General features: G+C 65.0%; 17 protein-coding genes. 12 read left to right on the plus strand and 5 right to left on the minus strand.

The window, feature by feature from the left end:
* The first annotated feature begins 34 nt into the window (after positions 1-34).
* The 4 genes from EDE08_RS23390 to EDE08_RS23405 all read left to right on the plus strand — a co-directional run bounded on the left by EDE08_RS23390 (position 35) and on the right by EDE08_RS23405 (position 3,459).
* Positions 35-424: a DUF4189 domain-containing protein gene (locus tag EDE08_RS23390; protein ID WP_061882910.1), complete on the plus strand. Its 390-nt coding sequence runs from the start codon at positions 35-37 to the stop codon at positions 422-424.
* A 161-nt stretch (positions 425-585) separates the two neighbouring features.
* Positions 586-996, plus strand: a complete 411-nt coding sequence (locus tag EDE08_RS23395) for a DUF2000 family protein (RefSeq protein WP_028179262.1) — start codon at positions 586-588, stop codon at positions 994-996.
* A 137-nt stretch (positions 997-1,133) separates the two neighbouring features.
* Positions 1,134-2,159 carry an alcohol dehydrogenase AdhP gene (adhP, locus tag EDE08_RS23400; RefSeq protein ID WP_131871253.1) on the plus strand — a complete coding sequence of 342 codons (1,026 nt, stop codon included), beginning with the start codon at positions 1,134-1,136 and terminating at the stop codon, positions 2,157-2,159.
* 19 nt (positions 2,160-2,178) lie between these two features.
* Entirely contained in the window at positions 2,179-3,459 is a 1,281-nt protein-coding gene (locus EDE08_RS23405) for a family 4 glycosyl hydrolase (protein WP_131871252.1), read from the plus strand.
* 29 nt (positions 3,460-3,488) lie between these two features.
* Here EDE08_RS23405 and EDE08_RS23410 read toward each other — a convergent pair whose 3' ends face one another.
* The 3 genes from EDE08_RS23410 to EDE08_RS23420 are packed head-to-tail and all read right to left on the minus strand — an operon-like array spanning position 3,489 to position 4,711.
* Complete coding sequence (locus tag EDE08_RS23410; protein WP_131871251.1) at positions 3,489-3,902, minus strand: GFA family protein; 414 nt, start codon at positions 3,900-3,902, stop codon at positions 3,489-3,491.
* A 15-nt stretch (positions 3,903-3,917) separates the two neighbouring features.
* Entirely contained in the window at positions 3,918-4,379 is a 462-nt protein-coding gene (locus EDE08_RS23415; RefSeq protein WP_131871250.1) for an SRPBCC family protein, read from the minus strand.
* Complete coding sequence (locus EDE08_RS23420) at positions 4,376-4,711, minus strand: ArsR/SmtB family transcription factor (protein ID WP_131871249.1); 336 nt, start codon at positions 4,709-4,711, stop codon at positions 4,376-4,378. The genes EDE08_RS23415 and EDE08_RS23420 overlap by 4 nt, the downstream gene beginning before the upstream one ends.
* A gap of 108 nt (positions 4,712-4,819) precedes the next feature.
* On the opposite strand from EDE08_RS23420, the gene EDE08_RS23425 reads away from it, so the two are divergent.
* The 6 genes from EDE08_RS23425 to EDE08_RS23450 all read left to right on the plus strand — a co-directional run bounded on the left by EDE08_RS23425 (position 4,820) and on the right by EDE08_RS23450 (position 10,887).
* On the plus strand, positions 4,820-5,515 hold the full coding sequence (locus EDE08_RS23425) for a TetR/AcrR family transcriptional regulator (RefSeq protein ID WP_131871248.1): 696 nt from the start codon (positions 4,820-4,822) through the stop codon (positions 5,513-5,515).
* Positions 5,512-6,315 (plus strand): HlyD family secretion protein, encoded by an 804-nt coding sequence (locus tag EDE08_RS23430; RefSeq protein ID WP_131871247.1) that lies wholly within the window; start codon positions 5,512-5,514, stop codon positions 6,313-6,315. The genes EDE08_RS23425 and EDE08_RS23430 overlap by 4 nt, the downstream gene beginning before the upstream one ends.
* Positions 6,312-7,244 carry an ABC transporter ATP-binding protein gene (locus tag EDE08_RS23435; protein WP_131871246.1) on the plus strand — a complete coding sequence of 311 codons (933 nt, stop codon included), beginning with the start codon at positions 6,312-6,314 and terminating at the stop codon, positions 7,242-7,244. The genes EDE08_RS23430 and EDE08_RS23435 overlap by 4 nt, the downstream gene beginning before the upstream one ends.
* On the plus strand, positions 7,241-8,404 hold the full coding sequence (locus EDE08_RS23440) for an ABC transporter permease (protein ID WP_131871245.1): 1,164 nt from the start codon (positions 7,241-7,243) through the stop codon (positions 8,402-8,404). The genes EDE08_RS23435 and EDE08_RS23440 overlap by 4 nt, the downstream gene beginning before the upstream one ends.
* Before the next feature lie 107 nt (positions 8,405-8,511).
* A complete protein-coding gene (locus EDE08_RS23445) occupies positions 8,512-9,819 on the plus strand; it encodes an adenylate/guanylate cyclase domain-containing protein (protein WP_131871244.1) in 1,308 nt (435 codons plus the stop codon).
* A gap of 153 nt (positions 9,820-9,972) precedes the next feature.
* A complete protein-coding gene (locus EDE08_RS23450; protein WP_131871243.1) occupies positions 9,973-10,887 on the plus strand; it encodes a PhzF family phenazine biosynthesis protein in 915 nt (304 codons plus the stop codon).
* 112 nt (positions 10,888-10,999) lie between these two features.
* Here the strand turns inward: EDE08_RS23450 and EDE08_RS23455 are convergent, their stop codons facing one another.
* Both EDE08_RS23455 and EDE08_RS23460 read right to left on the minus strand, forming a co-directional pair.
* A complete protein-coding gene (locus EDE08_RS23455) occupies positions 11,000-11,461 on the minus strand; it encodes a DUF488 domain-containing protein (protein ID WP_131871242.1) in 462 nt (153 codons plus the stop codon).
* A 154-nt stretch (positions 11,462-11,615) separates the two neighbouring features.
* Positions 11,616-12,437, minus strand: a complete 822-nt coding sequence (locus tag EDE08_RS23460; RefSeq protein WP_165936130.1) for a DUF72 domain-containing protein — start codon at positions 12,435-12,437, stop codon at positions 11,616-11,618.
* Between the two features lie 114 nt (positions 12,438-12,551).
* Between EDE08_RS23460 and EDE08_RS23465 the strand changes: the two genes are divergently transcribed.
* Positions 12,552-12,932 carry a hypothetical protein gene (locus tag EDE08_RS23465; RefSeq protein ID WP_131871240.1) on the plus strand — a complete coding sequence of 127 codons (381 nt, stop codon included), beginning with the start codon at positions 12,552-12,554 and terminating at the stop codon, positions 12,930-12,932.
* A 131-nt stretch (positions 12,933-13,063) separates the two neighbouring features.
* A complete protein-coding gene (locus tag EDE08_RS23470) occupies positions 13,064-13,267 on the plus strand; it encodes a hypothetical protein (RefSeq protein ID WP_131871239.1) in 204 nt (67 codons plus the stop codon).
* The last annotated feature ends 223 nt before the right edge of the window (positions 13,268-13,490 follow it).

The following is a 13,490-nucleotide window of genomic DNA, read 5'->3' on the forward strand; positions in this document are numbered from 1 at the left end:
CAGCCGCACCTGCCTTGGGGGGAGGGGATTTTCCATGGTTTCGAACGTCGTCGCGCGCCGTTGCGCGATGTTCTGCTTTGTCTTGTCAGTAGCCATCACGGGTGCCCGCTACATCACCGAAGCCCATGCCGCCGGCGCCTTTGCAGTCGGCAAATGCGGCGCTTATGGCCAGGCCTATGACTATGGCCACGAGCACGAGGCCCGCGCCGCGGCGCAGAAGCAGTGCAAGGGCGATTGCACCACCGTGACGATGAAGCGCGCCTGTGCCGCGATGTCGGTCGATATGACAAATCCCTGCGGCGCCTATGGCTATGCCGTCAAGCCGAAGATCTCGGCCTCGCTCAATGCCGCCACGCGCGAATGCTACAAGTACGGCGGCAAGGAATGCGTGATCCGCGCCTGGGCCTGCGACGCCAAGGGTTGATTCCATCCATCTCTCTTGCTGTCATTCCGGGGCGATGCGTAGCATCGAACCCGGAATCCATTCGTCCATTTGCTCGGTAGCGCGATGGATTCTGAGGTGCGCAATTGCGCACCGTAGCTCGCGCCAAACTGGCGCGCCCCGGAATGACACTGAGGAACCCCATGCAGTTCGACACCAAGATTGCAGTCGTGATCCGCACCGATCTTCAGACCTGGCAGAAGCTCAACGTCGCGTCCTTTCTCACCAGCGGCATCGCTGCGGCATTTCCGGACTGTATCGGCGAAGCCTATGAAGACGCTTCAGGCACGAAATATCACGCTCTGATCGGCCAGCCGATCCTGATCTATGGCGCCGACGGTCCGGCGTTGTCGCGCGCGCTGGACCGCGCCCTCACTCGGAACGTCACGCCGGCGGTCTATACCGAGGACATGTTCAAAACCACGCACGATGCCGCCAACCGCGAGGCGGTGAGGGCGGTCGCGCGCACCGAGCTCAATCTCGTCGGCATAGCCATGCGCGCCGAGCGCAAGGTGATCGACAAGATCGTCGACGGCCTGAAGTTCCATAGCTGATATCCAGCTGCGGAAGTCCTGTCACCGCGCTGTCATGACGGCAGCGCGCTGCGCAACGATTGGGCGGTTTGACCCGGATCAAGTGCCGGCCGCGCGCGGCCGTTACTCTGCCATTCGCAATGCGAAGGAGCAGAGATATGCCGACCATGAAAGCTGCAATCGTCAAGCAATTCGGCAAGCCATTGGTGATCGAGGACGTGCCGGTGCCGCAGCCAGGTCCCGGCGAGGTCCTGGTCAAGGTCAAGGCCTGCGGCGTCTGTCATACCGATCTGCACGCCGCCTCCGGCGACTGGCCGGTCAAGCCGGTGCCGCCCTTCATCCCCGGCCATGAGGCCGCCGGCATCGTCGCCGCGCTCGGGCCCGGCGTGAAGAACCTCAAGGTCGGCGACGCCGTCGGCGTCGCCTGGCTGCATGATGCGTGCATGGCTTGCGAATATTGCGAGACCGGCTGGGAAACATTGTGCGAGCACCAGCACAACACCGGCTACAGCGTGAACGGCGGCTTCGCCGAATATGTCATCGCCTCGGCCGCCTTCGCCGCGAAGCTGCCGGCGACGGTGGACTTTGCTGCCATCGCGCCGATCCTGTGCGCCGGCGTCACCACCTACAAGGGATTGAAGGAGACCGAGGCCAAGCCCGGCGAGTGGGTGGTGATCTCGGGCGTCGGCGGGCTCGGCCATGTCGCGATCCAGTACGCCAAGGCGATGGGGCTCAAGGTCGCCGCGGTCGACATTGCCGAGGACAAGCTCGCGCTTGCACGCGAGGCCGGCGCCGATCTCGCGGTCGACGCGCTCGCAGCCGGCGCTGTTGACAAGGTGCTGGCCGCGACCGGGGGCGGAGCCCACGGCGTGCTGGTGACGGCCGTCTCGACGGCCGCATTTGCGCAAGCGCTCAAGATGGTGCGCCGCAAGGGCACCGTCAGCCTCGTCGGCCTGCCGCCGGGTGAATTCCCGACGCCGATCTTCGACGTCGTGCTCAAGCGCATCACGGTGCGCGGCTCCATCGTCGGTACGAGGCGCGACCTCGACGAAGCCATCGCGTTTGCCGCCGACGGCAAGGTGAAGGCCGAGGTGGCCAAGGTGCCGCTCGCGGAGATCAATGACGTCTTCGATCGGATGAAGGCCGGCAAGATCGAGGGCCGCATGGTGCTCGACTTCGCCTAATCTCTGCCGGGAGCAGGGCATGACCCGGACAACGAAGATCGTCTTCCTCGGCGCCAGCAGCGCGTCCTTTGGCATGAGCATGTTCCGGGACCTGTTCTCGACCCGCGATCTGGCCGGTTCAACACTGGTCCTGGTCGGACGAAACGTCGACCGGCTCGGCCGGTCGACGCGGCTCGCGAAACTGCTCAACGAGAGATCCGGCGCCGGTTATGCCATCGAGGCCACGACGGATTGGCGCGCGGCGTTCGACGGGGCGGAGTTCGTCGTGCATTCCACCGCGATCGATCGCAATCGGCTGTGGCGGCTCGATTTCGAGATTCCGCGCAAATTTGGCGTCCGTCATACGCTGGGCGAGAACGGTGGGCCCGGCGGTTTGTTCTTCACGCTGCGCACCCTGCCGGTGGTCTTCGACTTCGTGCGCGAGATGGAGGTCCGCTGCCCGCGTGCGACCTTCATCAACTTCTCCAATCCGGAAAGCCGCATCATCCTGGCGCTCGGGCGGTACAGCAGGATTCGCAGCGTCGGCCTCTGCCACGGAATATTCCTTGCCCGCGGCGATGTTGCCCGAATCCTGGGAATGCCGGAAAGCCGGGTGGATGTGTGGGGTGCAGGCCTCAATCACTTCCAATGCCTGACCGAAATTCGGGATCGCGAGACGGGCGAGGACCTCTATCCGCTGTTGCGCGAGAAGGAGCGGGATTTCGATCCCACCTTCTCACCCCTGACGCGGAAGCTGTTGCAGGCCTTCGGCTACTGGCTCGGCTGCGGCGACGGTCACGTTGGCGAGTATCTCTCGTTCGGCTGGGAGGCCGGCGAGGGTGGCTACAATTACGACTGGGACGAGAGCGAACGCGCGAAACTGACGCGGCTGATCGATGACGTGCTCGCCGGTCGTGCCGATGTGCCGGACTGGTGGTCGGCGCCGTCGGGGGAGCGCGCGATCAGCATCATCGCCGCCATCGTTCATAACCGGAAGCAACTCGTCGAATCTGCCGTCGTCCACAATCGACAGGTGATCCCGAACCTGCCGGCCGATGCCGCGGTCGAGGTGCCGGTGGTGGCAGATGCCGTGGGCATCCATCCTGTCTCGCTCGGGCCGCTGCCCGACGGCGTGGCCAAGCTGATGACGACCCAGGTTCAGGTTCAGCAGATGGCGGTGGAGGCGGCGATGCATGCCTCGAAGGAAATGGCGCTGCAAGCGCTGCTGCTCGACCCCGTCATCCATTCCGAGCAGGCCGCGCGCGGCCTGCTCGAGGAATTGTGGGAGATCAACCGACCTTACATCCGGCCATGCATCTGAGCGGCCGACCACCCCCAGCGCGCCGTGGCTTACGCCGGCGGCATGCCTGCAAATTTCGCCAGGTCGGGATCAAGACGATCCCAGCCGTGACCGCGCGCAGCGAAAGTGACTGCCTGCGGCCTGTAGCGGGCGGGCTCGTCGAGGCTTGCCGCCCGGATCGTGAAGATTTCGGGCTGTGCTGCGAACGTCATGTAGACAGGCACGCCGCATTGCGTGCAGAAGCCGCGGGTCTTCACCTTGCCGCTGTCGGCGACCATGTCCCAATGCTTCGCTTCGCCGGTCAGCGTGACGCCGGCGCGCGCGAATGTCGCGTACGAGCCGTGGCCGCTGCCGCTCTCCCGCTGGCAGTCCCGGCACTGGCAGTGATTGCTGAACAGCGGCTCGCCGGAAATCGAATAGCGGATCGCGCCGCAGGCGCAGCCGCCGGTATAGGGCTTGTCCATCGCGATATCTCCCATTCACTCTTCGCCGCTGATCTCGTCGAGCTTGCGCACAACCTTCTTCCAGCCGCCGCTCATGACCGTGTAGGCCGACTCGTTCCTCGGCAGGACGAAGCCCGCATGGAGAAGGCGGATCCGCGTGCCGGCTTCGACCGGCGTGAGGGACCACGTCACGATGGTGTCGAGCGGTGCGCCATAGCCGGTGTTGCGCTCATCGCCGCCCTTCCAGGCGTAGACGAGGCGGCGGTTTGGTACGACCTCCAGGACCCGGCAATGGATCACGCCGTCCCAGTTGCCGCCCGGCGTGGTCTGGAACGTGAAGCTGTTGCCTTCGACGGCCTCGAAGCCGGTCGGCTGCATCAACCAGCGCGCGATCAACTGCGCGCTGGTCAGTGCCTTCCAGATCGTCTCGGGCGTGTGAGGGAAGACCTCGTCGATGACGATGTCCCTCGTTTCGGCTTTCAACGCGGCAGCACTCACGGATCGATCTCCTTCAAGAGGTCACGCAGGTTCTGGAAACGCTCGCGCCAGAAGACGCCGTAATGATCCATCCAGGTCACCAGGGGTTCGAGACCTTGCGGTGCGGCGCGGTAATAGACGTTGCGGCCCTCTGCGCGCTCGGCGACGAGACCGGCCTGCTTGAGGGACTTCAGGTGTTGCGAGATCGCGCCCTGAGTGACGCCGCTGCCGCGCGTCAGCTCGGCGACGCTGATCTCCGTGCTCTCGAACAGGCGCTCGAACACGGCGCGCCGTGTCGGGTCGGCGAGGGCGCGCATCACGGTGGTGACGGGGTTTGGGGCGGCTTCGGTCATGCCAATCGATTAGCATTCGCTAATGCATTAGTCAATACTAATCCGATCTCAAAAGGGCAATTGCTCGACGGACTTGACTATGACTGACCAGTCAGTCATTAATATCAAATGACCAGGAAGCCGACCAAAGCCGCCTTGCCGCCAGCAACTCGCGCCAGCGCCAAGGGCCCTGAGCCCGCTCGCAGTGAACGGGCGCCTGCCACGAACCGCGCAACGCGCGCGGCGGAGCGGCGTGCGGCGATCGTCGAAGCGGCGATGGAGGAATTCATCGCGCGGGGGTTTGCGGCGACGCGGCTCGACGACATTGCGAGGCGCGCCGGCGTGGCAAAGGGCACGATCTACCTGCACTTCAAGGACAAGGAATCGATGTTCGAGGAGCTGGTGCGCATCGTCATCGTTCCCGTGGTCGCGCGGCTGACCACGCTGCCGCCGCCGGCGGGCTCGGTGCGCGACCTGATCGAGGCTTTCGCGAGCAACTTCCTGAACGAGGTGATCGGCACGAGGCGCGGCGATCTGGTGCGCCTGATCGTGGCGGAAGGCCCGCGCTTTCCGTCCGTTGCCGACTTCTATTACCGCGAGGTCGTCTCGCGCGGGATCGCCGCCATGCGCGCGCTGATCGAGCTCGGCATCGCCCGCGGCGAGATCCGGCAGAAGGACCTCGCGCGCTATCCGCAGATCCTGGTCGCACCCGCGATGATCGCGGTGATCTGGCAGAGCCTGTTTGCGCGGCACGCGCCGCTGGACGCGCAAGAGATGCTGCGCGTCCATCTCGATCTGATTTTTGGCGAACGGAGCACGACATGACGTCGTCGCAGGCAATTTCAGTTTTGGCATTGGTCGCCGTGCTCGCAACCGGGCTTGCCGGATGCAAGGAAAGGCGCGATCCCGGCTTCCAGGGCTGGGTCGAGGCCGACATGATCTTCGTCAGCCCGGACGAAGCGGGGCGGGTCACCAAGCTCAACGTCCGCGAAGGCGACGAGGTCAAGGTCGGCGATGCCCTCTATTCCGTCGACGACGATCTCCAGCGCGCCGATCTCAATCAGAACAAGGCGACACTGGCGAACGCGCAGCAGACCTACGACCGGGCGGCCTCGCTGAGCAAGACCGGCTCGGGCACGCAGGCCAATCTCGATGCCGCCGTGTCGGCCTTGCGCGTCGCGGAAGCGCGGGTGGCGACGTCGGAGACGCGGATGGCGCGGCGCAAGGGCTTTGCGCCCGTCGCCGGCACCATTCAGCAGATCTATTTCCGCGAGGGCGAGATGGTGGCGGCGCAGCGTCCGGTGCTGTCGATCATGCCGCCCGGAAACATGAAGCTGCGTTTCTTCGTGCCGGAAGCCGAATTGCCCAAGCTCGCGATCGGCGACACGGTGCGCGTATCGTGCGACAATTGCGCGGCCGACCTCACCGCAAAGATCTACTTCATCGCAACCTCGGCCGAATACACTCCGCCTGTCATCTATAGCCTCGATGAGCGCAACAAGCTGGTCTATCTGATCCAGGCGCGGCCCTCTCGTCCCGATGCCTTGCGTGTAGGACAGCCGATTGACGTCTATCTCAATCCCAAGATTTCTGAGATCAAGACACCCGTGGCGGACAAGCGATGAGCGGCGGCAACGGCATCGCGATCGACGTCAAGGGCCTGACCAAGTCGTTCGGCGGCCGCGAGGTCGTGCACGATCTGTCGATGCAGGTGAAGCGCGGCTCGATCTACGGTTTCCTCGGACCCAACGGCTCGGGCAAGACCACGACCATCCGCATCCTCTGCGGGCTGCTCACGCCCGATAGTGGCGAGGGCACCTGCCTCGGCTACGACATCCGCCGCGATGCCGAGAAGATCAAGCGCCAGGTCGGCTACATGACCCAGCGCTTCAGCCTGTACCAGGACCTGTCGGTGCGCGAGAACCTCGAATTCGTCGCGCGGCTCTATGGCGTCGCTGACGCGCGCGGCGCCGCGCGCGACATGATCAGGCGGCTCGGGCTCTCGGGGCGAGAGGAGCAGCTTGCGGGCGAGCTCTCCGGCGGCTGGAAGCAGCGGCTGGCGCTCGGGGCCTGCACTCTGCCCAATCCGCAACTCCTGCTGCTCGACGAGCCGACCGCCGGCGTCGACCCCAAGGCGCGGCGCGATTTCTGGAACGAGATCCACGCACTCGCAGCCGAAGGCCTCACGGTGCTGGTCTCGACCCATTACATGGACGAGGCCGAGCGCTGCCACGAGATCGCCTACATCGCCTACGGCTATCTGCTGGCGCACGGCACGGTGGAGGAGGTGATCGCGAAATCCGCGCTGACGACCTACACCGTCACCGGCGAAGGCCTGAACGAGCTTGCGACCGCGCTCTCGGGTAAGCCAGGCATCGACATGGTGGCGCCGTTCGGCACCTCGCTGCATGTTTCCGGCCGCGACGTCCCGGCGCTCGAAGCCAGCATCGCGCCCTGGCGCGAGAAGGGCGGACTGCGCTGGCAGCAGTCGCAACCGTCGCTCGAAGACGTGTTCATCGAGCTGATGGGGCGTTCCAAGGACAATTTCCAATGAGCGCCGTCGACCATCCCGCACCGCGGCGCGAGATCCGCGAGCGCTTCGGCTTTCTGCGGCGCTCCTATGCGATGCTGGTCAAGGAGTTCATCCAGCTCAAGCGCGATCGCGTCTCGTTCGCGATGATCGTGATGTTGCCCGTGATGCAGCTGATGCTGTTCGGCTATGCCATCAACACCACGCCGCGCCATCTGCCGAGCGCCGTGTTGCTCCAGGAGGACTCCGATCTCGCCCGCTCGATCCTGAAGGCCCTGGAGAATACCGCCTATTTCCGCTTCCTCTATGAAGTGCACGACGTCGACGACTTCGACAACCTGCTGAAATCCGGCAAGGTGCTGTTCGGGGTCGAGATCCCGCGCGGCTTCGAGCGTGCGGTGCGGCGCGGCGACAGGCCGGCGCTGCTGGTTGCCGCCGACGCCACCGATCCGGTCGCGGCGAGCGCGGCGCTCGGCTCGCTCGGCATGGTCGTGCAGACCGCGCTCAAGCACGATCTCTACATCGGCGATCCCCCCGAGATGCCGTTCGAGATCCGCGCCCACGCGCGCTACAATCCGGCAGCTAGCTCCAGCCTCAACATCGTGCCGGGGCTGGTCGGCACCATCCTGACCATGACCATGCTGATCTTCACCGCGCTGTCGGTCACGCGCGAGGTCGAGCGCGGCACCATGGAGAGCCTGCTGTCGATGCCGATCAAGCCGGTCGAGGTGATGCTCGGCAAGATCATCCCTTACGTGCTGGTCGGCTTCGTCCAGGCTTTCCTGATCATCAGCATCGGCGTCGGCCTGTTCGGCGTACCCGTGCTCGGCAACCTCGTCCTGCTGGCGCTGCTCTCGACGCTGTTCATCACCACCAATCTGTCGATCGGCTACACCATATCGACACTGGTGCAGAACCAGCTCCAGGCGATGCAGATGTCGATGATGTTCTTCCTGCCCAGCATCCTGCTCTCCGGCTTCATGTTCCCGTTCGCGGGCATGCCGGCGTGGGCGCAATATCTCGGCGAAGCCCTGCCGCTGACCCATTATCTGCGCATCGTCCGCGCCATCATGCTGAAGGGCGCGACCATGCAGAACCTGCACTTCGACACCCTGGCGCTGGCGGCCCTGATGCTGCTCGCCATGACCATCGCCGTGACGCGCTTCCGTCGCACGCTGGATTGAGGCAGACTGTCTCGAAGTCATTCCGGGGCGATGCAGAGCATCGAACCCGGAATCTCGAGATTCCGGGTTCGCGACTTCGCCGCGCCCCGGAATGACAAGAGGGCGGAATGGTCAGGTTTGCGAGCAGGAAGACGCGGCACCACGCCGCGTTATCGGAGGAATTCGAGCGCGAGCTGACGCGGGAGGTGCTGCGCACCGAGCTGCTCCGGGTGCGGGCGCTGATCATGACTGGCTGCGTCCTGATGCTGCTGCTCACCGCGATCTATCTGATCGACCCCGCCGTGCTGAACCGGGTCTGGCGCGGAACGGAAGGGCTCGTCGAGGTCTACGGCCTCCTCGGCGGCTTCATCCTGTTCGAGCTCTGGGTCCACACCCAGATCAGGAGGAATCTCCGGCTCGATCGCGATCTGCCGGTGATCCGACGCTATATCGGCACGCTGATCGAGACCTCGCTGCCGACGGTGATCCTGATCCTGCAGACCCGGACCATGGGTCCAAGCCAGGCTCTCGGCTTTGCCGTGCCGCTGATGTATTTCATCTTCATCATCCTCTCGACCCTGCGGCTCGACTTCTGGCTCTCGGCATTCACGGGCATCGTCGCCGCGGCCGGGCTTCTGTCGGTCGCGCTGTACTACAACGCGGCTGACGAGGCCGGCGATCCCCTGATCTATTTCCACGCCGTGCGCAGCGTCGTCATCCTGATCTGCGGGGTGCTTGCGGGTGCCGTCGGCGCGCAATTGCGCCGCCAGTTCGCCGCGAGCATCGCGGCGGCGACCGCGCGCGACCGCGTGACGAACCTGTTCGGCCAGCACGTCTCCCCGCAGGTGGTCGAGCGGCTGATGCAGGCAAGCACCAGCGGCGGCGGCGACGTCCGCCGCGTCGCGGTGATGTTCGTCGATTTCCGCGGCTTTACCGCCGGCGCGCAATCGCGCACGCCGCAAGAGGTGGTCGACCGGCTCGACGGTGCCTTCGCCGTGCTGGTCGACATCCTCGACCGCCACGGCGGCATCGTGAACAAGTTTCTAGGCGATGGTTTCCTCGCGCTGTTCGGGGCGCCGCTGGAGGCTTCCGACGCCGCGCACCGAGCGGTCGCCGCCGGCCGCGAGATGCTGACCGCGATGGACCGCATCAACGCAGAGACCAGTTGGCCGCTTCGCATCGGCATCGGCATCCATTTCGGCGAAGTCGTCGCCGGCAATATCGGCTCACCCCGCCGCAAGGAGTACACGGTGATCGGCGACACCGTGAACTTTGCTTCGCGCCTGGAGGCGTTGAACAAGGAGTTCGGCTCGCAGTTCCTGATCTCGGCATCTGTCCGTGAAGCGCTGGGCGACGACGGCGACGACGCCGTCGCGCTCGGCGAGGTCGAGGTGCGTGGGTACGTGCAGAAGATGCGGGTGTTTCAGCTGGGGTAGCGCGCATCATGCGTCGCTGCACGCAGGTCTCTTCCATCATCGGCGATTGCTCCGATTGCTCCGAATTTTGGGACATGACGAGCGATGTGGCCGGCTTGTAGAGTGCCGCACGATGCGGCCGGTCGCGGCCGCGACTTGCATGAGGAAACGAAAATGCAGCGCCGCTACGTCACCGTCGACGTGTTCACCGATCGCGCCTTCGGCGGCAACCAGCTCGCCGTGGTGCTCGATGCCGGCGGGCTGACGACACAGCAGATGCAGGCGATCGCGACCGAGTTCAACTATTCCGAGACCACCTTCGTGCTGTCGCCGCGCGACAAGGCCAACGACGCCGAGGTGCGCATCTTTACCCCCGTCAGGGAGCTACCCTTTGCGGGCCATCCCAACGTCGGCACGGCCTTCGTGCTGGCGGGAATCGCGAAAGAGCCGAAGCCGCGGCTGCTGTTCGAGGAGAAGGCTGGTCTGGTCCCGGTCGATATCGTGCGGGAGCAGGGCAGGGTGATCAGCGCCGAGCTCACCGCGCCACAGAAACTGGCGAGGCTTGCACAGCTGTCCCCGGCCGACGTCGCCGTCTGCATTTCGCTGGCGGCGGATGACATCAGGACCGATCATCATGCGCCGCAAGTCGTCGGCGTCGGAACGCCGTTCGTGGTGGCGGAGGTGGGATCGCGCGAAGCCGTGCGCAGGGCCAAGCCCGACGCGGCAGCGTTTGCCCGGATGCTCCCGCGCGACGGCGCTTTCTCGGTCTACTTCTACACGCGCGACGTGCCGGCAGCGGAGGTGCCCTGCGAGCGTCAGGCGCGGATGTTCTTTCCCGGCGCAAGCGGCCTGATCGAAGACCCCGCCACCGGCAGCGCGACGGTCGCCGCCGCCGCGCTGTTCGCCGATCTCGATCCCGCGCGCGACGGCGAATTGAAGCTCACCATTGGCCAGGGCTTTGACATGGGACGTCCGAGCATGCTTCTCACCCGCGTGCGCAAGCAGGACGGCAAGATCGTCTCCGCCCATGTCGGCGGGAGCTGCGTTCAGATGATGGAAGGGACGTTCACGCTGGCAGGCGAGGCTTAGCCCGTCATTCCGGGGCGCGCGTAGCGCGAACCCGGAATCCATCGGGCCGCAGTGTCGGTGGGTGCATGGATTCCGGGTTCACGCTACGCGCGCCCCGGAATGACGGCGACGGCTAAACCTGCCGCCCCGCCAGATTCCTCACCGCCACCCCGTCGCGCTCCTCGATGATCTCCGCGATCATCTGGCGATGGCAGTGGGTGTGGTCGCGCTCGTAGCAGAGCAGGCAGACGGGCCCGGCCTTCTTCACCAGCGACGAGAGTTCGTCCATCGCCTCCCTGGCTTCTGGCGCCTTCAGGTGCTTTGAGAAGATCTTCTCCAGCACGTCGTACTGTCCGCTGCGGGCGGCGAGGCGGCCCTCTTTCGGCGTGCCGAGCGCGGCGAGATGGACATAGGCGATGCCGCGCTCGTCGAGGCCAGCCGCAAGCTGCTTCTTGGAAAAGCCGGGCCGGCGCGATGACGTCACCGCGCGTACGTCGACCACGAGCTTGACGCCGGCCGCTTCCAGCTCGTCCAGCACGGCCTTGGGCGGCGTCTGCTCGTAGCCGATGGTGAACAGCTTCCTCGCCTTTGCCATGGGGACTCCTCAGGTCACGACACGTGAGGTCGTCATGCCCGGGCTTGTCCCGGGTATCCACGTTCTTCGTGCCGCGCGGCAGGTCGTGGATGGCCGGGACAAGCCCGGCCATGACGTGAGGAAGCCTTGGTGCTCCCAATTGGCCATAGCCCGCTCACATCACCCGCGCGATCAGTTCCATGGCGCCGGCCGGCGCGCGCACCTTGCCCTCGTGGATGACATAGGCGAACACGTCCCGCGGCTCCTTCTTCGGCTTGCCCTTGTCGACCTTCGGAAGGTCGTCGGGTTCACCGCCCGAAGCCCAATCCTGGAAGCGCTTGGCCCAGGCATCGAGTTGCTTCGGCGGATAGCAGGTCTTGATCTCGTCATTGCCCTTCTGCAGCCTTGCATAGACGAAATCGCCGGCGACATCGGCGATAGCAGGATATTTGCCGTGCTCGGCGAACACGACGGGCGTCTCGAACTCGCGGATCAGCGCGACGAAGTCCGGCGTGCAGAAGCTGTCATGGCGCACTTCCACGACATGGCGCAGCGCGCGCCCTTCGAGCTTGCGCGGCAACAGCTCGAGGAATTTTCCAAAATCGGCGCCGTCGAATTTCTTGGTCGGGGCGAACTGCCACAGCACCGGCCCGAGATGGTCGCCAAGTTCCAGCACGCCGGAATCATAGAACCGCTTGATGGAATCGCCGGCCTCGGCGAGCACGCGGCGGTTGGTGGCGAAGCGCGGTCCCTTCACCGAGAACACGAAGCCATCGGGAACTTCGCTCGCCCATTTGCGAAAGCTCTCCGGCTTTTGCGAGCCGTAATAGGTGCCGTTGATTTCGATCGAGGTGAGCTTCGAGGCGGCGTAGGACAGCTCCTTCGCCTGCGCCAGCTTCTCCGGATAGAACACGCCGCGCCAGGGCTCGAAGGTCCAGCCGCCGATGCCGATGAAGATGTTGCCGGATTTTTTTGACGCGGTTTTTGCTTTGGCCACGGAATTTCTCGCATCGACGGGGAGGGACCCCATCCTAGTCAAACCAGTTGTGATTGGCCAGTTGGCCTGCCCCGTCTAAGCTTGCGCCCGGACCCGCGAAAAAGGGAGAACAAGATGCGGATGCTGTCGGTGGGAGCGGCGCTCTTTATGATGACATCTGCTGCCATGACACGGCCCGCATTGGCCGATGATGACGACGCGAGAAGCGCACAGAAGCTCGCCCAGCAGGGCCGCGACGATTACTGGCATTGCCTGGCGCGGGAATATTCGCGCGACTCCAATCAAGGCCTGTCGGAGCAGGATTTCGGCCGCTCGGTTGCGGGTGCCTGTCCTTCGGAGCGGCAATATTACCGGGTCGCGCTGCTCGACTATCTCACCACGCAGTATCCGAACATCGATGCCGGCGCCCATCTCGCCACCGCGAACAGGGCGGTGGAGGCGGCTCAGAAGGACATCGTGATGGCCTTCGTCAAGCACCGGCCGCCGGCGAAGTAGGGAATGGCGAGTGGCCAATAGCGAATAGGGCGAGAAAGCAGGCCTTCCGCTTCGCTATTCGCCCCGGGGCCTTCCGGCCGCGCGCTCATCCATGGTATCACTCGCCGCGTCTGGAGCAGGGATGGACTTGCATGTCGTCTGAGTCGGTGGGGGGCATTCTGGGGGCGATTGTGGCGGCGATCGTGCTTGCGGCTGCCGTCGTGTTCGGGCCGATCGGCCAGTACGGCAAGCCGCCCAGGCCGGCGAAAGTCGAACCAGCTCCGGAGGCGGCGCCGTCGGCCCCAGCCGCGCCCGCGCCGCGTGGGCCGATAATTCGGGAAGTGCCCAACCAATAGGGCAGGAAAACGAGCTTTCCTGCCCCTTGCGAAGCGCTTCTGCCGTCCCCATCTAGCTTGTAACGGCGACGTTGAGCGAAGAGCTCCGTCGCTGGGACGACCTTGGAATAGCTCAGGCCTGCGCCGGATGTACGCGCGGTCCGCCGTTCCGGGGTCGTTGGCATTTTAGGGCCCCTTTTCGGCCGTTCCCCAGAGCCCCCGGCTTGGCAGCGCAGGACGCGGC

The sequence above is a fragment of the Bradyrhizobium sp. R2.2-H genome (assembly GCF_004346455.1).
GTDB lineage: Bacteria > Pseudomonadota > Alphaproteobacteria > Rhizobiales > Xanthobacteraceae > Bradyrhizobium > Bradyrhizobium diversitatis.

Coding starts and splice junctions, on each gene's coding strand:
- EDE08_RS23390 (WP_061882910.1), top strand. CDS start 35: ATGGTTTCGAACGTCGTCGCGCGCCGTTGCGCGATGTTCTGCTTTGTC.
- EDE08_RS23395 (WP_028179262.1), top strand. CDS start 586: ATGCAGTTCGACACCAAGATTGCAGTCGTGATCCGCACCGATCTTCAG.
- adhP (WP_131871253.1), top strand. CDS start 1,134: ATGCCGACCATGAAAGCTGCAATCGTCAAGCAATTCGGCAAGCCATTG.
- EDE08_RS23405 (WP_131871252.1), top strand. CDS start 2,179: ATGACCCGGACAACGAAGATCGTCTTCCTCGGCGCCAGCAGCGCGTCC.
- EDE08_RS23410 (WP_131871251.1), bottom strand. CDS start 3,902: ATGGACAAGCCCTATACCGGCGGCTGCGCCTGCGGCGCGATCCGCTAT.
- EDE08_RS23420 (WP_131871249.1), bottom strand. CDS start 4,711: ATGACCGAAGCCGCCCCAAACCCCGTCACCACCGTGATGCGCGCCCTC.
- EDE08_RS23425 (WP_131871248.1), top strand. CDS start 4,820: ATGACCAGGAAGCCGACCAAAGCCGCCTTGCCGCCAGCAACTCGCGCC.
- EDE08_RS23430 (WP_131871247.1), top strand. CDS start 5,512: ATGACGTCGTCGCAGGCAATTTCAGTTTTGGCATTGGTCGCCGTGCTC.
- EDE08_RS23435 (WP_131871246.1), top strand. CDS start 6,312: ATGAGCGGCGGCAACGGCATCGCGATCGACGTCAAGGGCCTGACCAAG.
- EDE08_RS23440 (WP_131871245.1), top strand. CDS start 7,241: ATGAGCGCCGTCGACCATCCCGCACCGCGGCGCGAGATCCGCGAGCGC.
- EDE08_RS23445 (WP_131871244.1), top strand. CDS start 8,512: ATGGTCAGGTTTGCGAGCAGGAAGACGCGGCACCACGCCGCGTTATCG.
- EDE08_RS23450 (WP_131871243.1), top strand. CDS start 9,973: ATGCAGCGCCGCTACGTCACCGTCGACGTGTTCACCGATCGCGCCTTC.
- EDE08_RS23455 (WP_131871242.1), bottom strand. CDS start 11,461: ATGGCAAAGGCGAGGAAGCTGTTCACCATCGGCTACGAGCAGACGCCG.
- EDE08_RS23465 (WP_131871240.1), top strand. CDS start 12,552: ATGCGGATGCTGTCGGTGGGAGCGGCGCTCTTTATGATGACATCTGCT.
- EDE08_RS23470 (WP_131871239.1), top strand. CDS start 13,064: ATGTCGTCTGAGTCGGTGGGGGGCATTCTGGGGGCGATTGTGGCGGCG.